Genomic DNA, 19650 nt, shown 5'->3' with positions numbered 1-19650 from the left:
CAGGTACCGTGTAACTCTATTTTGTTGGGGATTCTAACCTAAAGAGGTTGGGTTTATAACACCAATTAGATCGTTTGATTATTCTATGCCTAACGCTTTTTTTACTGGCTTGAAACTCTTGCGGTGTTCACTGATCACTCCGTGTTGCTCAATCGCTTCAAAGTGCGCTTTAGTTGGGTAACCTTTGTGCTTCGCGAAGCCAAATTGTGGATGAAGTTTATCCAACTCTTCCATCTCTTGGTCACGCACGACTTTAGCAATAATTGAAGCCGCACTGATTTCGGCAACACGTAGATCGCCTTTTACTACAGCTTGAGCATCCATAGGCAGCTCCGGACAACGGTTACCATCAATCAACACCAAATCAGGTTGAACCTGTAACCCCGCCACTGCACGCTGCATCGCAACCATAGTCGCCTGCAAAATATTCAGTTGATCGATTTCTTCAGGAGAACAACGCCCGACCGCCCACGCCAATGCTTTTTCTTTGATTTCAGGAAGCAGCGCCATGCGTTTCTTTTCGGTCAATTTTTTCGAATCGTTCAACCCTTCAATAGGATTGTTAGGATCAAGGATAACCGCAGCGGTGACGACGTCTCCTACCAAAGGGCCACGTCCTACCTCGTCGACTCCGGCCACAAGCTGATAACCTTGCGGATATTCAAACGGAGGGAGTTCAACTTTGGTTTTGGTCGCTTTTGGTTTAACAGCCATGATAAATCTCTATTTCTCAATCAGTTTTAGAACTGCGTTTGCGGCTTGTTGGTCCGCATCTTTACGAATCCAATGATGCATTTCCGTAAATTTATCTAACATCGGTTTATTGTCGCTTTCCAATAAGCGAGAAACCTCAGTAAACAAATTGTCCGGTGTGCACTCATCTTGTAGATATTCTTTGACGAGCTCATCATCCGCCAAGATATTCGGCAATGACACATACTTCGTTTTCAATAGACGTTTAGCTAAGAAAGCAGTAAATGCATTCACACGATAACCCACCACCATTGGACGCTTGAGAAGCATACACTCCAACGCTACGGTACCGGAGGCCAACATCACAGCATCGGATGCGGTGATGACGTTGCGTGCGGTGTCATCAACTAACTTGAAGTCCAACTCTGGCGCGAGCGCTTTCCAGGCTTGTTCAAACTGCTCACGGCGTTTTTGATTAACAAGCGCGACAACAAACCCCAGTTCTGGAAATTTTTTATGGAGTAACTTGCACGTTTCAATAAATGGCTCTGAGAGCATTTTTAACTCGCTACCACGACTGCCTGGCAGGACAGCAAGCCACTTTTTATCTTGTTCTAAACCAAGCAACTCACGTGCAGGCGCTTGTTCTGATTCTAGTGGGATGGCATCAGCCAAGGTATGACCAATGAACTCGCAAGGTACATTAAATTTGTCGTAGAACGCTTTCTCAAACGGAAGAAATGCTAGCACCAAGTTCGTTGCCGCTTCTATTTTAAAGATGCGCTTCTGACGCCAAGCCCAAACAGACGGACTCACGTAATGAACGGTTTTAATGCCCGCTTGCTTGAGGTCAAGCTCCAAGCGTAAGTTGAAGTCAGGAGCATCGATCCCTATGAAAACATCAGGCGGATTCTGAGTAAAATACTGAACGAGATCAGCTTTCACTTTAAGAAGTCTCGGTAAGCGGCCTAAAACCTCGACTAATCCCATCACCGCAAGCTCTTCCATATCAAACAGAGACTCGCAACCTTGGGCTATCATTTTCGGACCGCCAATGCCTACGAACTCTGCGTCTGGATATTGCTGCTTTACTGCTTTGATAAAGCCTTCACCTAGCGTATCGCCAGACAATTCTCCGGCAATGATGCCAATACGTAATGGTCTTTCCATATCTACTTCGCTATTTTTCCTGTGCGCTATGGATAACGGTTTGCCTTATCCATAAAACACAAAAAGATCGTAACCTCAAATTCGGTCACGATCTTTTTATTTATTGGTTCATTCGCCAATTAACGAATAATGCCACGTTCCGTCGTTTCCAGAATATCTGAGAAACGCTTCACTGCTGGCCACTCTTGAGCCATTTCAGCCAGAATAGGCTTCACTTCTTCTAGCGTCTTACCTGAACGGTAGATTTCTTTATACGCTTTTTGTAGCGCACGAATCTCTGGTTTCTCAAAGCCATTACGCTTCAAGCCAACAAGGTTCAAGCCGAATGGAGTAGCGTGGTTACCTTGCGCGAGTACATAAGCTGGGACATCTTGCACCACAGCTGAACAGCCGCCAATGTATGCGTAAGCGCCCACTGTACAAAACGGATGAATCGCAGACAGTGCCATCACACCGGCATAGTCATCAACAGTAACGTGACCACCAAGAATCGAGTTATTACCGATATGAGTGTGGTTACCAATAACAACATCATGCGCAACGTGTGCATTCACACACAATAAGTTGTCATCACCAATGATCGTGGTTGCTTTGTCTTGCACTGTGCCGCGGTGAACTTGGACCGCTTCACGAATGACGTTACGGTCACCGATAACCACAGTTGTGTCTTCACCACCGTATTTTTTGTCTTGGTTTTCTTCACCAATGACAGCATGTGGGAAAATACGGTTATCTTTGCCAATAGTTGTGTGACCTTTGATCACAACGTGAGACATCACTTCTGTGCCTTCACCAATTTCAACCGTAGAGGTGATGTACGTAAAAGGACCTACTGTTACGTTAGCACCAATTTTGGCGCCCTCTTCTACCACCGCTGCCGGGTGGATTTTAGCGGTTTCATGAATCATATTAAAACTCTCGACGAGCACACTTCAGTTCTGCAGAACATACCACTTCACCGTCAACTTTTGCTACACCGCTAAATGCAGCAATGCCGCGACGTTCTTTCAGAAATTCTACCTCAATAACCAATTGGTCGCCCGGAACCACTGGTTTACGGAATTTCGCGCCGTCTACGCTTGCAAAGTAGTACAGTTCATTTTCTGTTGGTGCACCAAATGATTTAAATGCAAGTAAGCCTGTTGCCTGAGCCATTGCTTCTAAAATCAAAACACCTGGGAATACTGGTAGTTGAGGAAAGTGACCTGTGAACTGAGGTTCGTTAACCGACACGTTTTTAATCGCGTGAAGGTACTTCTCTTCTTGGAAGTCTATCACTCGGTCGATCAATAAGAATGGGTAGCGATGAGGTAGTAGCTCTTGAATTTCAGAGATGTTCATCGTTTTCTTTTCAGTAGTCAAAGTCGTCTTCCTATATCAATTTTTTGCCGCCAAGATGGCAAACGTGGCAACAGGTCGTAAAGCCGAATCGCTTTGCAATATACTAGCAAAATACGCACCATCTTGGAGTTAAATCTACTTAGAGCGCGTCATTATAGAAGAAAAAGACCCGCATTTCGCGAGTCTTCGTACAGAATATGGAACTAGAGCCTGTTAGCTTTCACGTTAAATACAGAGCGAAAGATAACTTGTTCTAAATTTCTTCTTTCTGTTCCAGCTGTTTTTCAACCGCTTTCAGGCGCTTATTCATCTCATCAATACGGTGAACTCGAGTTGCAGTTTTACGCCACTCTCTGTTCGTTTGTAGTGGAATACCTGATGAGTAAAGGCCTTTTTCTTCGATACTGCGCATTACCATGCCCATACCTGTAATCGCCACACCATCTGCGATAGTGATATGGCCATTCAGAACAGACGCGCCGCCAATCTGGCAGTACTTACCAATTTTTGTACTGCCCGCGACAATAGTACCACCAGGCATCACGGTACCATATCCGATCTGCACGTTGTGCGCGATTTGAAGTTGGTTATCCAGAATGACATTGTCTTCAATGATAGTATCTTCGAGTGCACCGCGGTCAATCGTAGTACAAGCACCAATCTCAACGCGGTTACCGATACGCACTGAACCAAGCTGAGGGATTTTGATCCACTCGCCTTTGTCATTCGCATAACCGAAGCCATCAGAGCCAATGACGGTACCCGATTGAACAAGACAGTCATCACCTAATGACACTTCATGGTAGATAGTGACATTAGCCCAAAGCTTGGTGTTATTCCCTAGCTTGGCGTTCTTACCGATAAAACAACCAGCGCCAACGCTTACGTTATCGCCGAGTTCTACGCCCGTTTCAATCACAGCGTTAGCGCCGATTGTAACGTTCTCACCCATCTTAACGTCAGCGGCAATCACAGCACTTGGTGCAATATCGTCTGCCGGTTTTGGTGTGGTATCCATCGCTTGAACCACACGAGCAAATGCGACATAAGGGTCTGAAACCACTAGCGCATTTCCAACGCATTGATCTTTATGCTCAGCCTTTACCATAACAACGGTAGCTTGGCACTCAGAAAGGTGTTTTGCGTATTTTGGGTTAGACAAGAAGGTTACGTCACCTTCTTGTGCTTTATCCATTGGGGCAACACGGCTTACAACGAGAGACTCGTCACCAAACAGCTCACCCCCGGTAATTGTCGCCAATTCGGCTAATGTCAATGTCTTCATAACTTCTTATTTTAGAGCTTTAATTACGTCTTCAGAGATATTGTATTCTGGCTTGCCGTACTGCAAAGCAGAGATATCAATCACAAGATCGTAACCATTTTTGTCTGCGACTTTCTTAACTGCATCTTGAATCGTTTTGAAAAGCTTCGCTTTTTCTTCAGCTTCACGACGCGCACTTGCTTTTTCAAGTGCTTGTGCTTTCACTTTGTACTCGCTGTCTAGCTTCGCGATATCGATACGTAGCTTTTCAACTTCGTCTTGACCCAAAAGCTCGCCGTCACGTTGTAGCTTCTCAATCTTTGTTTTAGCTTGTGCTTGGATTGACTTCAGTTCATCAGCTTTGCTTTTGAAGTCTTTCTGCATTTTTTGTAGTACAACTTCACGTTGAGGAAGAGCTTGAAAAACTTGAGCTGTATTTACGTAAGCAATTTTCTGTGCAGCTTCTGCCGCATTTGCAAACATTGAAGAGCTCAGTACAAGAAGGCCAATCCCAGCCGCTTTGATCATTTTATTCAAAATATTTTCCTCTTTAGAAAGTTCTACCGATAGTGAATGTGAAGAACTCTTCATCATCGCCATCAAATTTCTTAATTGGTTTCGCTAGTGAGAAGACTAGTGGCCCCATTGGAGACATCCACTGCAACGCCGCACCGTAAGAAGAGCGGTAGTTGGTTGGATCTGAGTAATCGTAGTAGTAACGGTCACCATATTCCGCACCTGAATCGCGGTAGTCAAACTCCGTATCCCAAACACTTGCCATATCAAAGAAGATACTGGTACGAATTTGGTTTTGTACTTCTTCTGATGCAAATGGTGTTGGGACAATCAACTCAACACTTGCTAGCGCTACGGCGTTACCACCAACAGAGTCATCTGTTGCTGTATCTGCGCCATTGTTTGAACCAGATGTATCACGGTAAACCGCTTTAGGACCAACAGAGTTTGAGCCAAAGCCACGAAGCGATGTAAAGCCACCTGCGTAGTAGTTTTCGTAGAATGGGAACAAGTTATCGTTGCCATCCGTTTGACCGTAACCATTACCGTAACCTAAGCGGCCACGGAACAAGAGGGTAAACTCGTGCTTTTTAGTCAATGGCACATACTGACGAACATCGTACTGCATTTTGAAGTATTGAACGTCAGAGCCAGGTACGGTCATTTTATAGAATGCACGCTGATGGTTACCTGCCGTAGGGAAGTAGCCACGGTTTAAGTTATTACGTGTCCAAGAGATATTGAAGTCGAAATCGTTTGTGTTCAACGCTCCACTAGAATCAATGTTGTCTGCTTGTGCTCGTAAGAACTGCTCTACCTGTAAGTAAGGCGATAAGTTACCGATCTTGTTGTGCGTATAACCGACACCGAATTCAAAACGGTTCAACTCATCGAATGGGAAACCCCACGTTAAGCTCGCGCCATAGCTTTCGTTGGTATAGTCAACGATATTGGCTTCTTTCGCTTCAAATTCGTTATAGAAAACCTTACCACCTAAGCTTACACCGTCTAAGTTCCAGTACGGATCACGGTAATCTAGACTGATGTTTTTCTGGTAGTCATTCATCATCGCGTTGATACCAACACGGTTACCACTACCAATGAAGTTATCTTGTTGCAGGCCAACCTGGAAGCTCACACCCGATTCTGTGCCGTAGCCAACACCGAAGTTAACGCTACCAGAGTTCGCTTCTTTGACAGAGTAAACTAGGTCAACTTGATCATCACTACCAGGAACTCGAACCGTCTGTACTTCAACATTTTCAAAGTAGCCCAAACGATTTAGACGAGTTTTACCCGTTTCAATCGATTTCGAGTTCAACCAACTGCCTTCCATCTGACGCATTTCACGACGAAGGACTTCATCTTTGGTTGAGTTATTACCCGTGAAGCGAATGTCACGAACATAAATTCGGTTACCCGGATCTACGTTAACGACCAAAGAAACTTCTTGATTCTCGTCGTCAAACTCAGGAATGGTATTCACTTGAGGATAAGCATAACCGGACTCACCAAGCACACGCTTAATCCCTTCTTCCATTGAAGTAACCAACGAGCCGTTGTATGTCTCATTGTCTTCAAATGGCACAAGTCTTTCGAACGTCGCTTCCTCGCCAATCAAATCACCACGGAACTTCACGTCCTTAACGGTGTAAACCTCGCCCTCTTCTAGACCAAGAGTAATGTATACCCCTTTCTTGTCAGGAGAGATTGCAACTTGTGTCGAATCAACGTTAAATTTTAAGTAACCACGATCCAGGTAGAATGATTTGAGTGCTTCAATATCACCTGCAAGAACTTGCTTTTGATACTTTTCATCAGAAAGGAAATTCCACCACGGCACATCAACATTTAAGTTAAAGCGCGAAAGCAGTTCTTCATCACTGAACACTTCATTACCGATAAAGTTGATTTGCTGAATTTTTGCCGACACACCTTCAGTAAAGACAAACTTAAGATCAGAACGATTACGTGGTAGTGGAGTCACCACCGCTTTTACTGTTGCGTTGTATTTACCTACGCTGTAGTAAAAGTCTTCTAAGCCTTTTTCAATGTTGCTTAGCGTGGTGCGGTCAAGCGCTTCACCTTCACGAACGCCAGACGCGTTCAGGTTTTCTTGTAGCTGCTCGTCCTTGATTGCTTTGTTACCTGAAAAAGAGATGCTTGCAATGGTAGGACGTTCTTTGACTTGAACCATCAGAACACCACCGTCACGCAACACTTTCACATCTTCAAAGTTACCAGATGCATACAGGGCGCGGATAATTTCTGCAACATCGCCTTGGCCAATGGTATCACCGACACGTACAGGCATTTTCAACAATGCAGCACCCAGTGCTACACGCTGCAATCCATCGATTTCAATATCTTGAACTACGAAGTTCTCTGCTCCATTTGCAGATACACTGGTCGCCAGTAAACTTGCAAATAGAATTCGCTTAATCGCCATACTTGTTCTAATTATTCCTTGCTACTGCTTTTGTCTCTGAACTATCACAGACGAGTAAAATCATTAAATAGCGCTAACGCCATGAGCGAGAAGATGATCGCACCACCAATTCTAAAGCCCATTTCCTGCACTTTCTCAGGAACAGGACGTCGAATGACTGCTTCAATTGCAAAAAACAACAAATGACCGCCATCCAACATTGGTAAAGGAACGAGATTAATAATACCTAGGTTAACACTAATTAGAGCGAGAAAACCTAAAAAGTAGACCAAACCATAATCTGCTGTCGCGCCTGCGCCTTTGGCTATTGATATTGGTCCACTCAGATTATTCAGACCAACGTCTCCAACAATAAGCTTCTTAAGCATGCTGATTGTCAAACCAATGACTTGGCCAGTTTTGTCTACTGCTTTACCTATTGACTCGAATACACCAAACTGAAGATCGAAGCGATAACTTTCTGGCCATTCTGCGACTTTAGGTGCAATACCTGCAAAACCAACGACTTCTTTGTTAGCTAGCTCACGGCTACCGGGCGTCAGCGTCAATGTTTGCTCATAACCCTGACGTAACACCGTCAATTCAAGCGGTGTATCAGGATTAGAACGAACCGCTTCAACTACTTGCTTCCATTCGGTCACGCGTTGTTGACCAATTGCGACAACCTCATCACCTGGAAGCACACCGGCTTTTTCCGCCGCTCCACCTTGCGAGACCTGCTCGATAACTCGATACACCTCCGGTGTATACGGAGCAAAACCTAACGACTGCATCGCTGACTGAGTTTCTGGGTCGAACTTCCACTCACGTAAATCGAGCGTTTTCGTTACTTCTGAACCAACTTCATTCGCTGACGTTAGTGTTACCGTCATCAAATCATCGCCAATATGAGAAATCAATCCCATATTTACTGATTCCCAATCCGGAGTTTTGATACCAGATATCGATTTAAGTTCCATTCCAGATTCAATTCCAGCTTCCGCAACAATCGAATTGGGCGTAACTTCACCAATTACAGGCTTAACAGCTGGGATACCAATTAGAAATACCAGCCAATAGGCAAAAATTGCGAAAAGAAAATTAAAGATGGGGCCAGCCGCAACAATAGAGGTACGCTTCCATAACGGCTTCTTATCAAACGCTAGGTGCTTCTCATGTTCTGGCACCTCATCGACACGGCTATCAACCATTTTCACATAGCCGCCGAGAGGGATCATTGAGATGCTGTACTCCGTTCCGTCTTTGCCTACTTTACTCCAAATAGACTTGCCGAAACCGATTGAAAACTTTTCAACTTTAACGCCGCAACGGCGAGCAACCCAAAAATGCCCAAATTCGTGCACGGCAACAAGAATGCCCAGTGCGACGATAAAAGAAATGAGATTCCACAATATACCAGTCATCAGCTACGCTCGCGTATGGTTTCTAGGGCAATAGTTCGTGCCATTCTATCTAGCTCGAGCAAGCTTTCCAAGCTATTCGCATTCTCAGCTTTGCAGCTTGCGTTGATTTTATTCAACACAGACTCATTGATGCGAGCAATATCGGTAAAACCTAGTCTGTTATTTAAAAATGCATCAACAGCGACTTCATTAGCTGCATTCAATGCCGTTGTTGCGTGTTGACCTTCATAACAAGCATCAATTGCGAGTTTTAAACATGGGTAACGAGCAAAGTCAGGCTGCAAAAACGTCAGCTCACCAACTTTCGTGAAGTCTAGCGGCTTAACCCCAGCTTCCACTCTTGACGGGTATGACATGGTGAGCGCAATTGGCGTCGCCATATCCGCTTCTCCCATTTGTGCCAAGACCGAACCATCACGATACTGAACCATAGAATGAATTACCGATTGAGGATGAATAACCACCTTCAGTTGTTCGCGAGCAGCATTAAATAGCCACTTAGCTTCTATATACTCAAGGCCTTTATTCATCATCGTGGCAGAATCAACAGAAATTTTTGGCCCCATCGACCAGTTTGGATGAGCGATCGCCTGAGCGGGTGTCACCTGCTCCAGTTCTGCGATGTCAGTGTAACGGAAAGGACCACCAGATCCAGTCAACAAAATATGAGAAATGCCATGTTCTTGTAAATTGCAACGACCTAGATTGGTTTGTACTTGCTGTGGTAAACATTGGAAAATGGCGTTGTGTTCACTGTCGACGGGAAGTAGCTCTGCGCCAAATTCTTCAACGGCATCAATAAATAGCTGGCCTGACATTACAAGTGCTTCTTTATTTGCCAACAAGACTCGCTTACCTGCTTTCACGGCAGCCATGGTAGGCAATAAGCCGGCTGCTCCTACAATAGCAGCCATTACACTGTCGACCTCGTCCAGCGAAGCAATATGGCATAGCGCATCAACACCACCTAGCACTTCGGTACCTGGCGAAACCGAGTGTAGCTCAGCTTGAAGTTGAGACGCCGCAGCTTTATCTGCCATGACCGCATACTTAGGTTGCCACTGACGACATAGACCGATCATCTTTTCAACGTTAGTGCTTGCCGCTAAGGCAACGACAGAAAACAGATCTGGGTTTTGTTCGACCACTTTAAGCGTGCTTGCACCAATTGATCCAGTAGCACCAAGAATCGTTAACTTTTGCATGTTGTAAGACCGTTAGAAAGCTCAGGAGCGACGACGCCGCTCCTGATAAATTAGAATACGTAGTAAAGAAGAGCAAAAACTGGGAATGCTGCGGTTAGGCTGTCGATACGATCTAGCACACCACCGTGCCCTGGGATAATGTTACTGCTGTCTTTAATGCCTGAGACACGTTTGAACATACTTTCAACCAGATCACCAAGCACTGAAATAACGACAGTCACTAGCGTAATCAGCACCATATGGACAGGGCTAGTGAACTGGATATCGAACCAATCAGCAAATGCCCACGCTACGATTAATGCCGTGATAATGCCACCAATTAGCCCTTCAATGGTTTTATTGGGGCTTACATGAGGAGCCATCTTACGTTTGCCTAAGCTTTTGCCTGCAAAGTAGGCGCCGCTATCTGCAGCCCATACCAAGAAACAAACGTACAACACAAGCTTTGCGCCGTGGTATGGATCTACAGTGATGTCATACGCTCTGAGAATAATCACACTCCAAAGGAATGGGATTAATGTCAGAAAACCAAATACATGACGTAAAACAAAATTACTTTGCCAAGATTTCGTCGTTTTGGGGTAAGTAATCGCCATTAAGCTAGCAATAATCCACCAAACAAAACCAATACCCAAGACGACATAATGAGGTGTCGTTAAGTGATTGAGGCTATATGCATCAGGCGAGATGTATAGAAAACTAAGTCCGGTAATAATGATTGCCGGCACAAGGGCAGCAATGCGAGAGTTGCTTCCTGTAAACTGAGTCCACTCCCAAAAACCTAATAGCGTTATTGCAGTTAAAGCGGCAATAAAGCCCATTAGCGGTAATTTAAAAATGCCTAAAATAACCAGGGGAGCTAAAATTAGTGCTGTTATTATTCTCTGTTTCAAACTAACTAGTCCTTATTGAGCTGCCATCAATGCCTTTATTTGTTCACCTGTACAGCCAAAACGACGTTCTCGGTTGATAAACCAAGTCACAGCTTCTACCAAACTGTCTTCATCGAATTCTGGCCAGTACTCTGGTGTAAAGTACATTTCTGCATAAGCCATTTGCCACAACATAAAGTTGCTGATGCGGCACTCTCCACTGGTGCGAATTAAAAGATCCACTTCCGGTAGGTCTGCCATGGTCAAATGCTCAGTGATTAGCTGCTCATTGATATCCTCTACACGAATTTCACCGTTACGTGCTTTTAGCGCTAACGTTTTAGCAGCTTCTGTGATGTCCCATTTACCGCCATAGTTGGCTGCAATGTTGATCACCATACCCGTGTTATCTGCCGTTAGGTTTTCTGCTTCTACAATTTTCTTTTGTAGACGCTCACTAAATCGACTGGTATCACCGATCACGCGCAACCGTAAGTTATTTTTGTGTAGTTTTTTTACTTCACTAGACAGGACCGTGATAAACAGTTCCATCAAAAGACCCACTTCTTCCTCCGGACGACGCCAGTTTTCACTACTAAAAGCAAACAGCGTCATGGCTCTAATGCCTAGTTTTGAAGCAGCAGCCACGGTCTTACGAACGGCACTAACGCCTTTTTTATGACCAAATACGCGAGGTTTTCCTTTGGACTTAGCCCAACGGCCATTACCGTCCATAATGATGGCAATATGCTTAGGAAGGGAATCAGAGAAGGCTTGAGAATTTTGCATAGGGAGTTAATTGAGTTCCATCAGTTGGATAGACTAACATAAAAAAACGCTGAGCTGTGAGCACAGCGTTTTCCAACAGTGATGTGTGTGGGAGTATTAAACTTCCATCAACTCTTTTTCTTTTGCAGCAAGAACTTCATCGATCTTCTTAACTGCAACGTCAGTTAGCTTTTGAATTTCGTCTTGTGCTTTACGGTCTTCATCTTCAGAGATTTCTTTATCTTTTAGAAGCGCTTTAAGATCGTTGTTTGCGTCACGACGGATGTTACGAACAGCAACACGACCACCTTCAGCTTCACCACGAACGATCTTAACTAGGTCTTTACGACGCTCTTCCGTTAGCGGTGGAAGTGGAACGCGGATGATAGTGCCAGCTGACATAGGGTTTAGACCAAGGTCAGACGTCATGATCGCTTTTTCTACTTTCGGCGTCAGCTCTTTATCAAAAACCGTGATTGCAAGTGTACGTGCATCTTCAGCAACAACGTTTGCTACTTGGTTTAGAGGTGTTGCTGCACCGTAGTATTCTACAGAAATACCAGATAGTAGGCTTGGGTGTGCACGACCTGTACGAATTTTAGAAAGGTTGTTCTTAAGCGCTTCAACGCTTTTATCCATGCGCTCTTGCGCGTCTTTTTTGATTTCGTTAATCACAGTTTCACCTTAAAAATGTCATCTTTCCTGAAGAAAGCCTAAAACGGTTGAGCAAAGCAAGCACCACCCTAACGCTTTGGAGTGGCACCTTAAGCCAAGCTTATTCGTTGATGAGCGTGCCTTCTGCTTCGCCCATTACCACGCGACGTAGTGCGCCTGGCTTGTTCATATTAAATACGCGGATTGGCATTTTGTGGTCACGAGCTAGCGTAAACGCCGCCAAGTCCATAACTTTCAGCTCTTTATCCAGAACTTCTGCATAAGATAGCTTATCATACAGCTCTGCGTCTGGGTTTGCTACAGGGTCAGCAGTAAATACACCATCAACTTTCGTCGCTTTTAGTACGACATCCGCTTCAATTTCGATACCACGTAAACAAGCAGCAGAATCCGTTGTAAAGAACGGGTTACCAGTACCAGCAGAGAAGATGACAACTCGGCCTTGGCGAAGCTCACGGATCGCATCAGCCCAATTATAGTCGTCACATACGCCTTTTAGAGGGATTGCAGACATAACGCGCGCATTTACGTATGCACGGTGAAGAGCATCACGCATCGCTAGGCCATTCATTACTGTAGCAAGCATACCCATGTGGTCACCAACTACGCGGTTCATACCAGCTTCAGCTAGGCCTGCACCACGGAACAAGTTACCGCCACCGATAACTACACCAACCTGAACACCCAGTTCAACCAGTTCTTTAACTTCTTGTGCCATACGATCAAGGACCGCAGGATCAATACCAAAACCGTCTTCACCTTGAAGAGCTTCACCACTCAGTTTTAATAGGATACGTTGATACGCTGGTTTAGGGTTCGTAGTCATGGAGTTTACCTTCCAAAGAGAGTTGTTGATTAACAGTCATGAATAGACACAACTTCAGTTATGGCTATTCATCACGGCTAATCGTTCACTGCTCATAAAAAGACCGCAGCCTTGGCTACGGTCTAATCTTTATACAGTCTCTAAGGATTAACCTTTTTGAGCTGCTGCAACTTCTTCAGCGAAGCTCATTTCTTCTTTCTTCTCGATACCTTCACCTACTTCTAGGCGAACGAACGTAGAAACTGAAGCGCCTTTTTCTTTCAGCATTTCGCCTACAGTTTTCTTAGGCTCCATGATGAAAGCTTGACCTGTTAGAGAGATCTCGCCAGTGAATTTCTTCATGCGGCCAACAACCATCTTCTCAGCGATTTCAGCAGGCTTGCCTTCGTTCATTGCGATTTCAACTTGAACAGCTTTCTCTTTTTCTACTACGTCAGCTGGTACGTCTTCTGGGTTAACGAACTCAGGCTTAGAAGCAGCAACGTGCATTGCAACGTGCTTAAGAGTTTCTGCGTCGCCTTCACCAGCAACAACAACACCGATTTTCTCACCGTGACGGTAAGAAGCGATTGCAGTGCCTTGAACGTATTCTACGCGACGGATAGTGATGTTTTCACCGATTTTAGCTACTAGAGCTACACGTGCGTCTTCGAATTGTGCTTGTAGTTCTTCAACAGAAGCTTTTGAAGCTAGAGCTGCAGCTGCAACTTCTTCTGCGAATGCAGTGAAGTTACCGTCTTTAGCAACGAAGTCAGTTTGGCAGTTAACTTCAAGAAGAACAGCAACGCCGTTTTCTTCTTTGATGATGATTGCGCCTTCAGCTGCAACGTTACCAGCTTTCTTAGCTGCTTTCGCTGCGCCAGATTTACGCATGTTTTCAATTGCTAGTTCGATGTCAGCGTTTGCTTCTACAAGCGCTTTCTTACATTCCATCATGCCAGCGCCAGTACGCTCGCGAAGTTCTTTAACTAGAGCAGCAGTTACAGTTGCCATTCTGTCTTCCTCGTTTGATTCGAAATAAGGTAAAAAACAGGGGCCTAACATTGTCGGCCCCCATTGCTAACTATAACTTAGTTTATGCTACACAAAGGTTTCACATAGACCAAGTGTGACACAGAGCCGCTATTATTCAGCTTCTACGAAACCGTCTTTTTCAGCAACTGCAGCTACGTCTTTGTTACGACCTTCAGATACTGCTGAAGCAGCAGCGTTCAGGTATAGCTGTACAGCGCGGATCGCGTCGTCGTTACCTGGGATTACGTAGTCAACGCCGTCTGGGTTAGAGTTAGTATCTACCACAGCGTATACTGGAATACCTAGGTTGTTAGCTTCTTTAATTGCAATGTGTTCGTGATCAGCGTCGATTACGAATAGAGCGTCTGGTAGGCCGCCCATGTCTTTGATACCACCAAGAGATTTCTCTAGCTTCTCCATTTCGCGAGTACGCATTAGAGCTTCTTTCTTAGTTAGTTTGTCAAAAGTACCGTCTTGAGATTGAGTCTCTAGTTCTTTTAGACGCTTGATAGACTGACGAACTGTTTTGTAGTTTGTAAGCATACCGCCTAACCAGCGGTTGTTTACGTAAAACTGGTTGCTTGCGATTGCAGCTTCTTTAACAGCTTCAGATGCAGCGCGCTTAGTACCTACGAATAGAACCTTACCTTTCTTCTCGCCAACTTTAGCTAGTTCAGCTAGAGCGTCGTTGAACATTGGTACAGTTTTTTCTAGGTTGATGATATGAACTTTGTTACGAGCGCCAAAGATGAATGGCTTCATTTTTGGGTTCCAGTAACGAGTCTGGTGACCGAAGTGAACACCAGCTTTTAGCATATCGCGCATTGATACAGTTGCCATTTTAAAATCCTCTATGGGGTTAGGCCTCCACATTCCCCATAACTCCGACCAAGCTTCTGCTCAGCACCCCGGAATATGTGACGGAATGTGTGTGATTTAAAGATAAAAGGTTATTCGGATGAAGCTTGCTTCGCCGCTTAACTTTGCTAAACGAAGAGAACAGTCCTCTATTCCGGCGCGCTTTATACCATATTTTAGCTCACTGTGGCTAGTAAAAATTATTTCTTCACCGAGCCACTTTCTCCTATTTATAAGCAAAACTTTAAACATATGATCGAATTAAGAATGATGCATATTCCTATCTAACTTGGGTTAACGCCCCGATGTCTGATAGAATGCGGCCATTCGCACGTTTACGTGCTTAGGAATAAGTAGAGAAAGCCAATGTCAATCAAGATTAAAACTGCTGAAGAAATAGAACGCATGCGCATTGCGGGCAAGCTAGCCGCAGAGATTCTAGAAATGATCGAACCACACATCAAAGTTGGTGTGACGACAGAAGAGTTAAACAAAATCTGTCATGAGTACGCTCTAGAAAAAGGTGCATACTCTGCTCCGCTTGATTACCATGGTTTCCCTAAGTCGATCTGTACTTCAATCAACCATATCGTATGCCACGGTATTCCAGCGGAAAAAGACGAAATCGGTAGCAACGGCCAAATGAAGCCGGCGGTACTAAAAGATGGTGACATCTTAAACGTTGATATTACCGTAATCGTTCCAAATGATGAGAATGCCGATCTGAGCGTGCGTCCTCAGGGGTACCATGGTGACACTTCTAAGATGTTCCTAGTCGGTGATGTTTCGCCTGCAAACAAACGTCTGTGCATGGTAGCTCAAGAAGCACTGTATGTTGGTATGCGTACCGTTAAGCCAGGTTCAACGGTTGGTGACATCGGTACAGCTATCGAGAAGTACATCAAAGAGAACAACAAGAACAATCCTCGCAACAAGTTTTCTATTGTGAAAGACTTCTGTGGCCACGGTATCGGCGATGAGTTCCATGAAGAACCACAAGTAGTTCATTACAAGAACAAAGACCGCCGCGTATTAAAAGAAGGCATGTGCTTTACTATTGAGCCGATGATTAACGCAGGTAAATTTGGTTGCTCTGTTGATGCACAAGATGACTGGACTGTTTACACGGGCGACGGCAAGAACTCTGCGCAATGGGAACATACCATTGTTGTAACAAAAGAAGGTTGTGAAGTACTGACGCTTCGTAGCGACGATACGATTCCTCGCCTAATGAAAAACGCGTAAAGCTGACGACCACTCGTTGTTTACTATATCCCTGCTTCGGCGGGGATATTTTTTATCTGCCGCAAATTTGTTAGATTGTTATTAGATTAGCTTGCACGGATGGCAAATATGACACTTCAGTCCCCTCTTACCTTTTCCGATGAACAAATCAATATCGGTGAACTCAAACAAGAATTAGAGAAGTTTAGCTCTAATCAAAACCAAGAGTTTCTCAATCATCATCCGGTAACAAGCTTGGTTTTAGCCAGAGCTGAATATATGGATCTGCTTCTCAATCGTTTGTGGCAACATTTTGGTTTCAAGGATATTTACAACATTTCCCTAGTTGCCGTTGGTGGCTACGGACGAGGCGAGCTGCATCCGCTCTCCGATATCGATATTTTGATTCTGTCGAACAATAAACTGCCAACCGCGTTAGAAGCAAAAATCAGCGAATTCATTACGCTGTTGTGGGATTTAAAACTCGAGGTCGGACACGCTGTTCGCACCGTTACTGAATGTGCTGAAATTGGTAAAGCCGATCTAACGGTCGCGACAAACCTGCAAGAAGCGCGACTGCTGTGTGGAAGCGAGGACACCTTTCAGGCACTGAAGAAAGTCGTGTTATCAGACTCCTTCTGGCCAAGTGAGACGTTTTACCGCGCTAAAATTCAAGAGCAGCGCGAACGCCATGCACGTTACCACGACACGACCTACAACTTAGAACCGGACATTAAATCAACCCCTGGCGGGCTGCGCGATATTCATACATTAAGCTGGGTCGCTCGACGTCACTTTGGTGCGACTTCATTGTTAGAAATGAGCCGATACGGATTTTTAACTGACGCAGAATACCGAGAATTGGTTGAATGTCAGGACTTCCTTTGGCGAGTACGTTTCGCTCTGCACATGGAGCTTCGCCGCTATGACAACCGCTTGACCTTTGCCCATCAAGCACAAGTTGCGGAAAATCTAGGCTACGTCGGAGAAGGCAACCGAGGCGTAGAAATGATGATGAAAGAGTTCTACCGCACGCTTCGTCGTGTGGCAGAGCTCAATAAAATGCTACTCAAACTCTTTGACCAAGCGATCATTAATGGTGGGGCGACAGAAAGTGCCGAGATTCTCGATACGGACTTTCAACGTCGCGGTTCTTTAATTGAAGCGCGGAAACCCGCATTGTTCCAAGCTCGCCCAGAAACTATTCTGGATATGTTCTTACATATTGCTAACGACTCAACTATTGAAGGGGTGAGCCCACCAACGCTGCGTCAACTGCGCACCGCTCGGCGTCGGCTCAACAAGTTTTTGCACACCATTCCTGCTGCGCGTGAAAAGTTCATGGCGTTATGTCGTCACCCTAATGCTCTTCACAAAGCATTCAGCCTCATGCACCGATTAGGGGTTATGGCGGCCTATTTACCGCAATGGAGTCAGATTGTTGGTCAAATGCAGTTTGACTTATTCCATGCCTACACCGTTGATGAACACAGTATTCGCTTACTTAAACACATCAACACTTTTAGTGACCCAGAAAATCATGCGAAGCACCCTATTTGCTGTGACGTCTACCCTCGGATGCAAAAGAAAGAGCTGCTGATTATTGCCGCTATTTTCCACGATATCGGGAAAGGTCGTGGCGGCGATCACTCGATTATCGGTGAAGGAGAAGCGTACGACTTCTGCATTGAGCATGGTTTATCGAAGCCCGAAGCGAAACTTGTCGCTTGGTTGGTAAGACATCATCTATTAATGTCTGTCACCGCACAGCGCCGAGATATTTATGATCCTGATGTCATTACCGAGTTTGCCAAAAAAGTCAGAGACGAAGAATCTCTCGATTATCTTGTATGCCTGACAGTTGCAGATATTTGTGCAACCAACCCAGAACTTTGGAATGCTTGGAAACGAACTTTACTTGCGGAGCTGTATTACTCCACACAACGTGCTTTACGTAGAGGCCTAGAGAACCCTGTCGATGTGCGTGAGCGAATTCGCCACAATCAACAAATGGCCTCCGCAATGCTGCGCAAAGAGGGGTTTGCCGCGCGCGAAATTGAAGTATTGTGGCAACGCTTCAAAGCTGACTACTTCCTTCGTCATACCCATACGCAAATCGCGTGGCACTGCGAACACTTACTTCGCATGGAAGATCCGACTAAGCCTTTGGTGTTGATCAGTAAAAAAGCCACTCGTGGCGGCACTGAGGTGTTTGTATATACGAAAGACCAGCCTGCTTTATTTGCGACGGTCGTGGCGGAGTTAGATAGGCGTAATTTTAATGTACACGACGCGCAAATCATGACCAGCAAAGATGGGCACGTGATTGATACCTTTATGGTACTCGATCAACATGGCGAAGCGATCGATGAGTCTCGTCACGCCGCGGTGATTAAACACCTCACTCATGTACTGGAGGCAGGCCGACCAACCAAGATTAAAACGCGCCGTACTCCGAACAAACTTCAGCACTTTAACGTGAAAACCAAAGTCGACTTCTTACCAACCAAAGGTAAAAAACACACTTTAATGGAGTTTGTCGCGCTAGACACACCAGGGCTGTTGGCCAAAGTAGGCCGTACGTTTGCTGATTTAAATATCAACCTTCATGGTGCAAAAATCACCACCATTGGTGAGCGAGCAGAAGACTTGTTTATTTTAACCAGTGATGCAGGGGGAAGATTAAGTGAAGAACAACAGGATGAGCTAAGAGAGAGATTGATCGAAAAGTTATCTGATGAGGTCGCAGCTTAGATCAAACCTGCCAATCTTTTCGGTTCAGGGCGAGAGCGATCTTGCCCACAAGTTAAGCATTTTGGCTAAATATCAGCTATCTAGCTCATACATAGGCTGCTACAGTTATATCAATATCAATTCGATGTAATAGAGGTAGCCTATGTATCCCCACCTCACTGGTTTGGGTATTCACGACCCTAAGCAGATTGAACGTTATTCCCTACGCCAAGAAGCACACAAAGACGTACTCAAGATCTATTTCCACAAGCAAAAAGGCGAACTATTCGCTAAAAGCGTTAAATTCAAATACCCACGCCAAATCAAAAATGTTCTTGTTGATAGTGGCAGTCACAAATATAAAGAAGTAACGGAAATCAGCCGTAACCTCACATTAGTCATTGATGAACTGAATAAAATCACTAAGCCAACGAAACAACCTGAGGTTGATGTAAAAGAGAAAATTCTTTCAGACCTTCGTCATTTAGAAAAAGTCGTTTCGAGTAAGATCGCAGAGATCGAAGCGGATCTTGAAAAACTAAAGTAAACGTTAAGTCTTAAATGACCCGTCCTGATATGGGTTGACACTTTTTAACTAAAACGCTCGATGTACTTCATCGGGCGTTTTGTATTTTAAAG

Annotated in this window: 18 protein-coding genes; 3 read left to right on the top strand and 15 right to left on the bottom strand. The window is 44.8% G+C overall.

Going from position 1 to position 19650, the window contains the following annotated elements; translation table 11 throughout:
- Nucleotides 1–78: 78 nt before the first annotated feature.
- From rnhB to rpsB, 15 genes are all read right to left on the bottom strand, one after another.
- Complete coding sequence (gene rnhB / locus R7040_RS20975; protein ID WP_005380361.1) at nt 79–714, bottom strand: ribonuclease HII; 636 nt, start codon at nt 712–714, stop codon at nt 79–81.
- A 9-nt stretch (nt 715–723) separates the two neighbouring features.
- Nucleotides 724–1863 (bottom strand): lipid-A-disaccharide synthase, encoded by a 1140-nt coding sequence (gene lpxB, locus R7040_RS20970; RefSeq protein ID WP_213967820.1) that lies wholly within the window; start codon nt 1861–1863, stop codon nt 724–726.
- A gap of 119 nt (nt 1864–1982) precedes the next feature.
- Nucleotides 1983–2771, bottom strand: coding sequence for an acyl-ACP--UDP-N-acetylglucosamine O-acyltransferase (lpxA, locus tag R7040_RS20965; protein ID WP_005380357.1), 789 nt, complete (start codon nt 2769–2771; stop codon nt 1983–1985).
- Nucleotide 2772: 1 nt separating this feature from the next.
- On the bottom strand, nt 2773–3225 hold the full coding sequence (fabZ, locus tag R7040_RS20960; RefSeq protein ID WP_005380349.1) for a 3-hydroxyacyl-ACP dehydratase FabZ: 453 nt from the start codon (nt 3223–3225) through the stop codon (nt 2773–2775).
- 232 nt (nt 3226–3457) lie between these two features.
- Nucleotides 3458–4489, bottom strand: a complete 1032-nt coding sequence (lpxD, locus tag R7040_RS20955) for a UDP-3-O-(3-hydroxymyristoyl)glucosamine N-acyltransferase (protein WP_005380347.1) — start codon at nt 4487–4489, stop codon at nt 3458–3460.
- Between the two features lie 6 nt (nt 4490–4495).
- Complete coding sequence (locus R7040_RS20950; protein ID WP_005391804.1) at nt 4496–5005, bottom strand: OmpH family outer membrane protein; 510 nt, start codon at nt 5003–5005, stop codon at nt 4496–4498.
- 13 nt (nt 5006–5018) lie between these two features.
- Complete coding sequence (gene bamA, locus R7040_RS20945; RefSeq protein ID WP_005391802.1) at nt 5019–7433, bottom strand: outer membrane protein assembly factor BamA; 2415 nt, start codon at nt 7431–7433, stop codon at nt 5019–5021.
- A 44-nt stretch (nt 7434–7477) separates the two neighbouring features.
- The gene (rseP, locus tag R7040_RS20940; RefSeq protein ID WP_005380334.1) at nt 7478–8836 is read right to left on the bottom strand and encodes a sigma E protease regulator RseP; all 1359 of its coding nucleotides are present in this window, start codon (nt 8834–8836) and stop codon (nt 7478–7480) included.
- Entirely contained in the window at nt 8836–10041 is a 1206-nt protein-coding gene (ispC, locus tag R7040_RS20935; RefSeq protein WP_005385353.1) for a 1-deoxy-D-xylulose-5-phosphate reductoisomerase, read from the bottom strand. The genes rseP and ispC overlap by 1 nt, the downstream gene beginning before the upstream one ends.
- A gap of 50 nt (nt 10042–10091) precedes the next feature.
- A complete protein-coding gene (locus R7040_RS20930; protein ID WP_005385351.1) occupies nt 10092–10934 on the bottom strand; it encodes a phosphatidate cytidylyltransferase in 843 nt (280 codons plus the stop codon).
- 12 nt (nt 10935–10946) lie between these two features.
- Entirely contained in the window at nt 10947–11702 is a 756-nt protein-coding gene (locus R7040_RS20925) for an isoprenyl transferase (RefSeq protein ID WP_005380331.1), read from the bottom strand.
- 96 nt (nt 11703–11798) lie between these two features.
- Nucleotides 11799–12356: a ribosome recycling factor gene (frr, locus tag R7040_RS20920; protein ID WP_005385348.1), complete on the bottom strand. Its 558-nt coding sequence runs from the start codon at nt 12354–12356 to the stop codon at nt 11799–11801.
- A 100-nt stretch (nt 12357–12456) separates the two neighbouring features.
- Nucleotides 12457–13182 (bottom strand): UMP kinase, encoded by a 726-nt coding sequence (pyrH, locus tag R7040_RS20915; protein ID WP_005380329.1) that lies wholly within the window; start codon nt 13180–13182, stop codon nt 12457–12459.
- A gap of 147 nt (nt 13183–13329) precedes the next feature.
- Entirely contained in the window at nt 13330–14175 is an 846-nt protein-coding gene (tsf, locus tag R7040_RS20910) for a translation elongation factor Ts (protein WP_005380328.1), read from the bottom strand.
- A gap of 132 nt (nt 14176–14307) precedes the next feature.
- Complete coding sequence (gene rpsB / locus R7040_RS20905; RefSeq protein WP_005380327.1) at nt 14308–15036, bottom strand: 30S ribosomal protein S2; 729 nt, start codon at nt 15034–15036, stop codon at nt 14308–14310.
- Nucleotides 15037–15420: 384 nt separating this feature from the next.
- Between rpsB and map the strand changes: the two genes are divergently transcribed.
- The 3 genes from map (at nt 15421) to R7040_RS20890 (ending at nt 19558) form a co-directional block, all read left to right on the top strand.
- A complete protein-coding gene (gene map / locus R7040_RS20900; RefSeq protein ID WP_005380326.1) occupies nt 15421–16299 on the top strand; it encodes a type I methionyl aminopeptidase in 879 nt (292 codons plus the stop codon).
- A 108-nt stretch (nt 16300–16407) separates the two neighbouring features.
- Entirely contained in the window at nt 16408–19032 is a 2625-nt protein-coding gene (glnD, locus tag R7040_RS20895) for a bifunctional uridylyltransferase/uridylyl-removing protein GlnD (protein ID WP_017636037.1), read from the top strand.
- A gap of 142 nt (nt 19033–19174) precedes the next feature.
- Nucleotides 19175–19558: a DUF3461 family protein gene (locus R7040_RS20890; RefSeq protein WP_213967819.1), complete on the top strand. Its 384-nt coding sequence runs from the start codon at nt 19175–19177 to the stop codon at nt 19556–19558.
- Nucleotides 19559–19650: the final 92 nt, after the last annotated feature.

This window comes from Vibrio sp. 1069, assembly GCF_033340555.1.
This window is presented reverse-complemented; position numbering and strand designations above follow the sequence as displayed.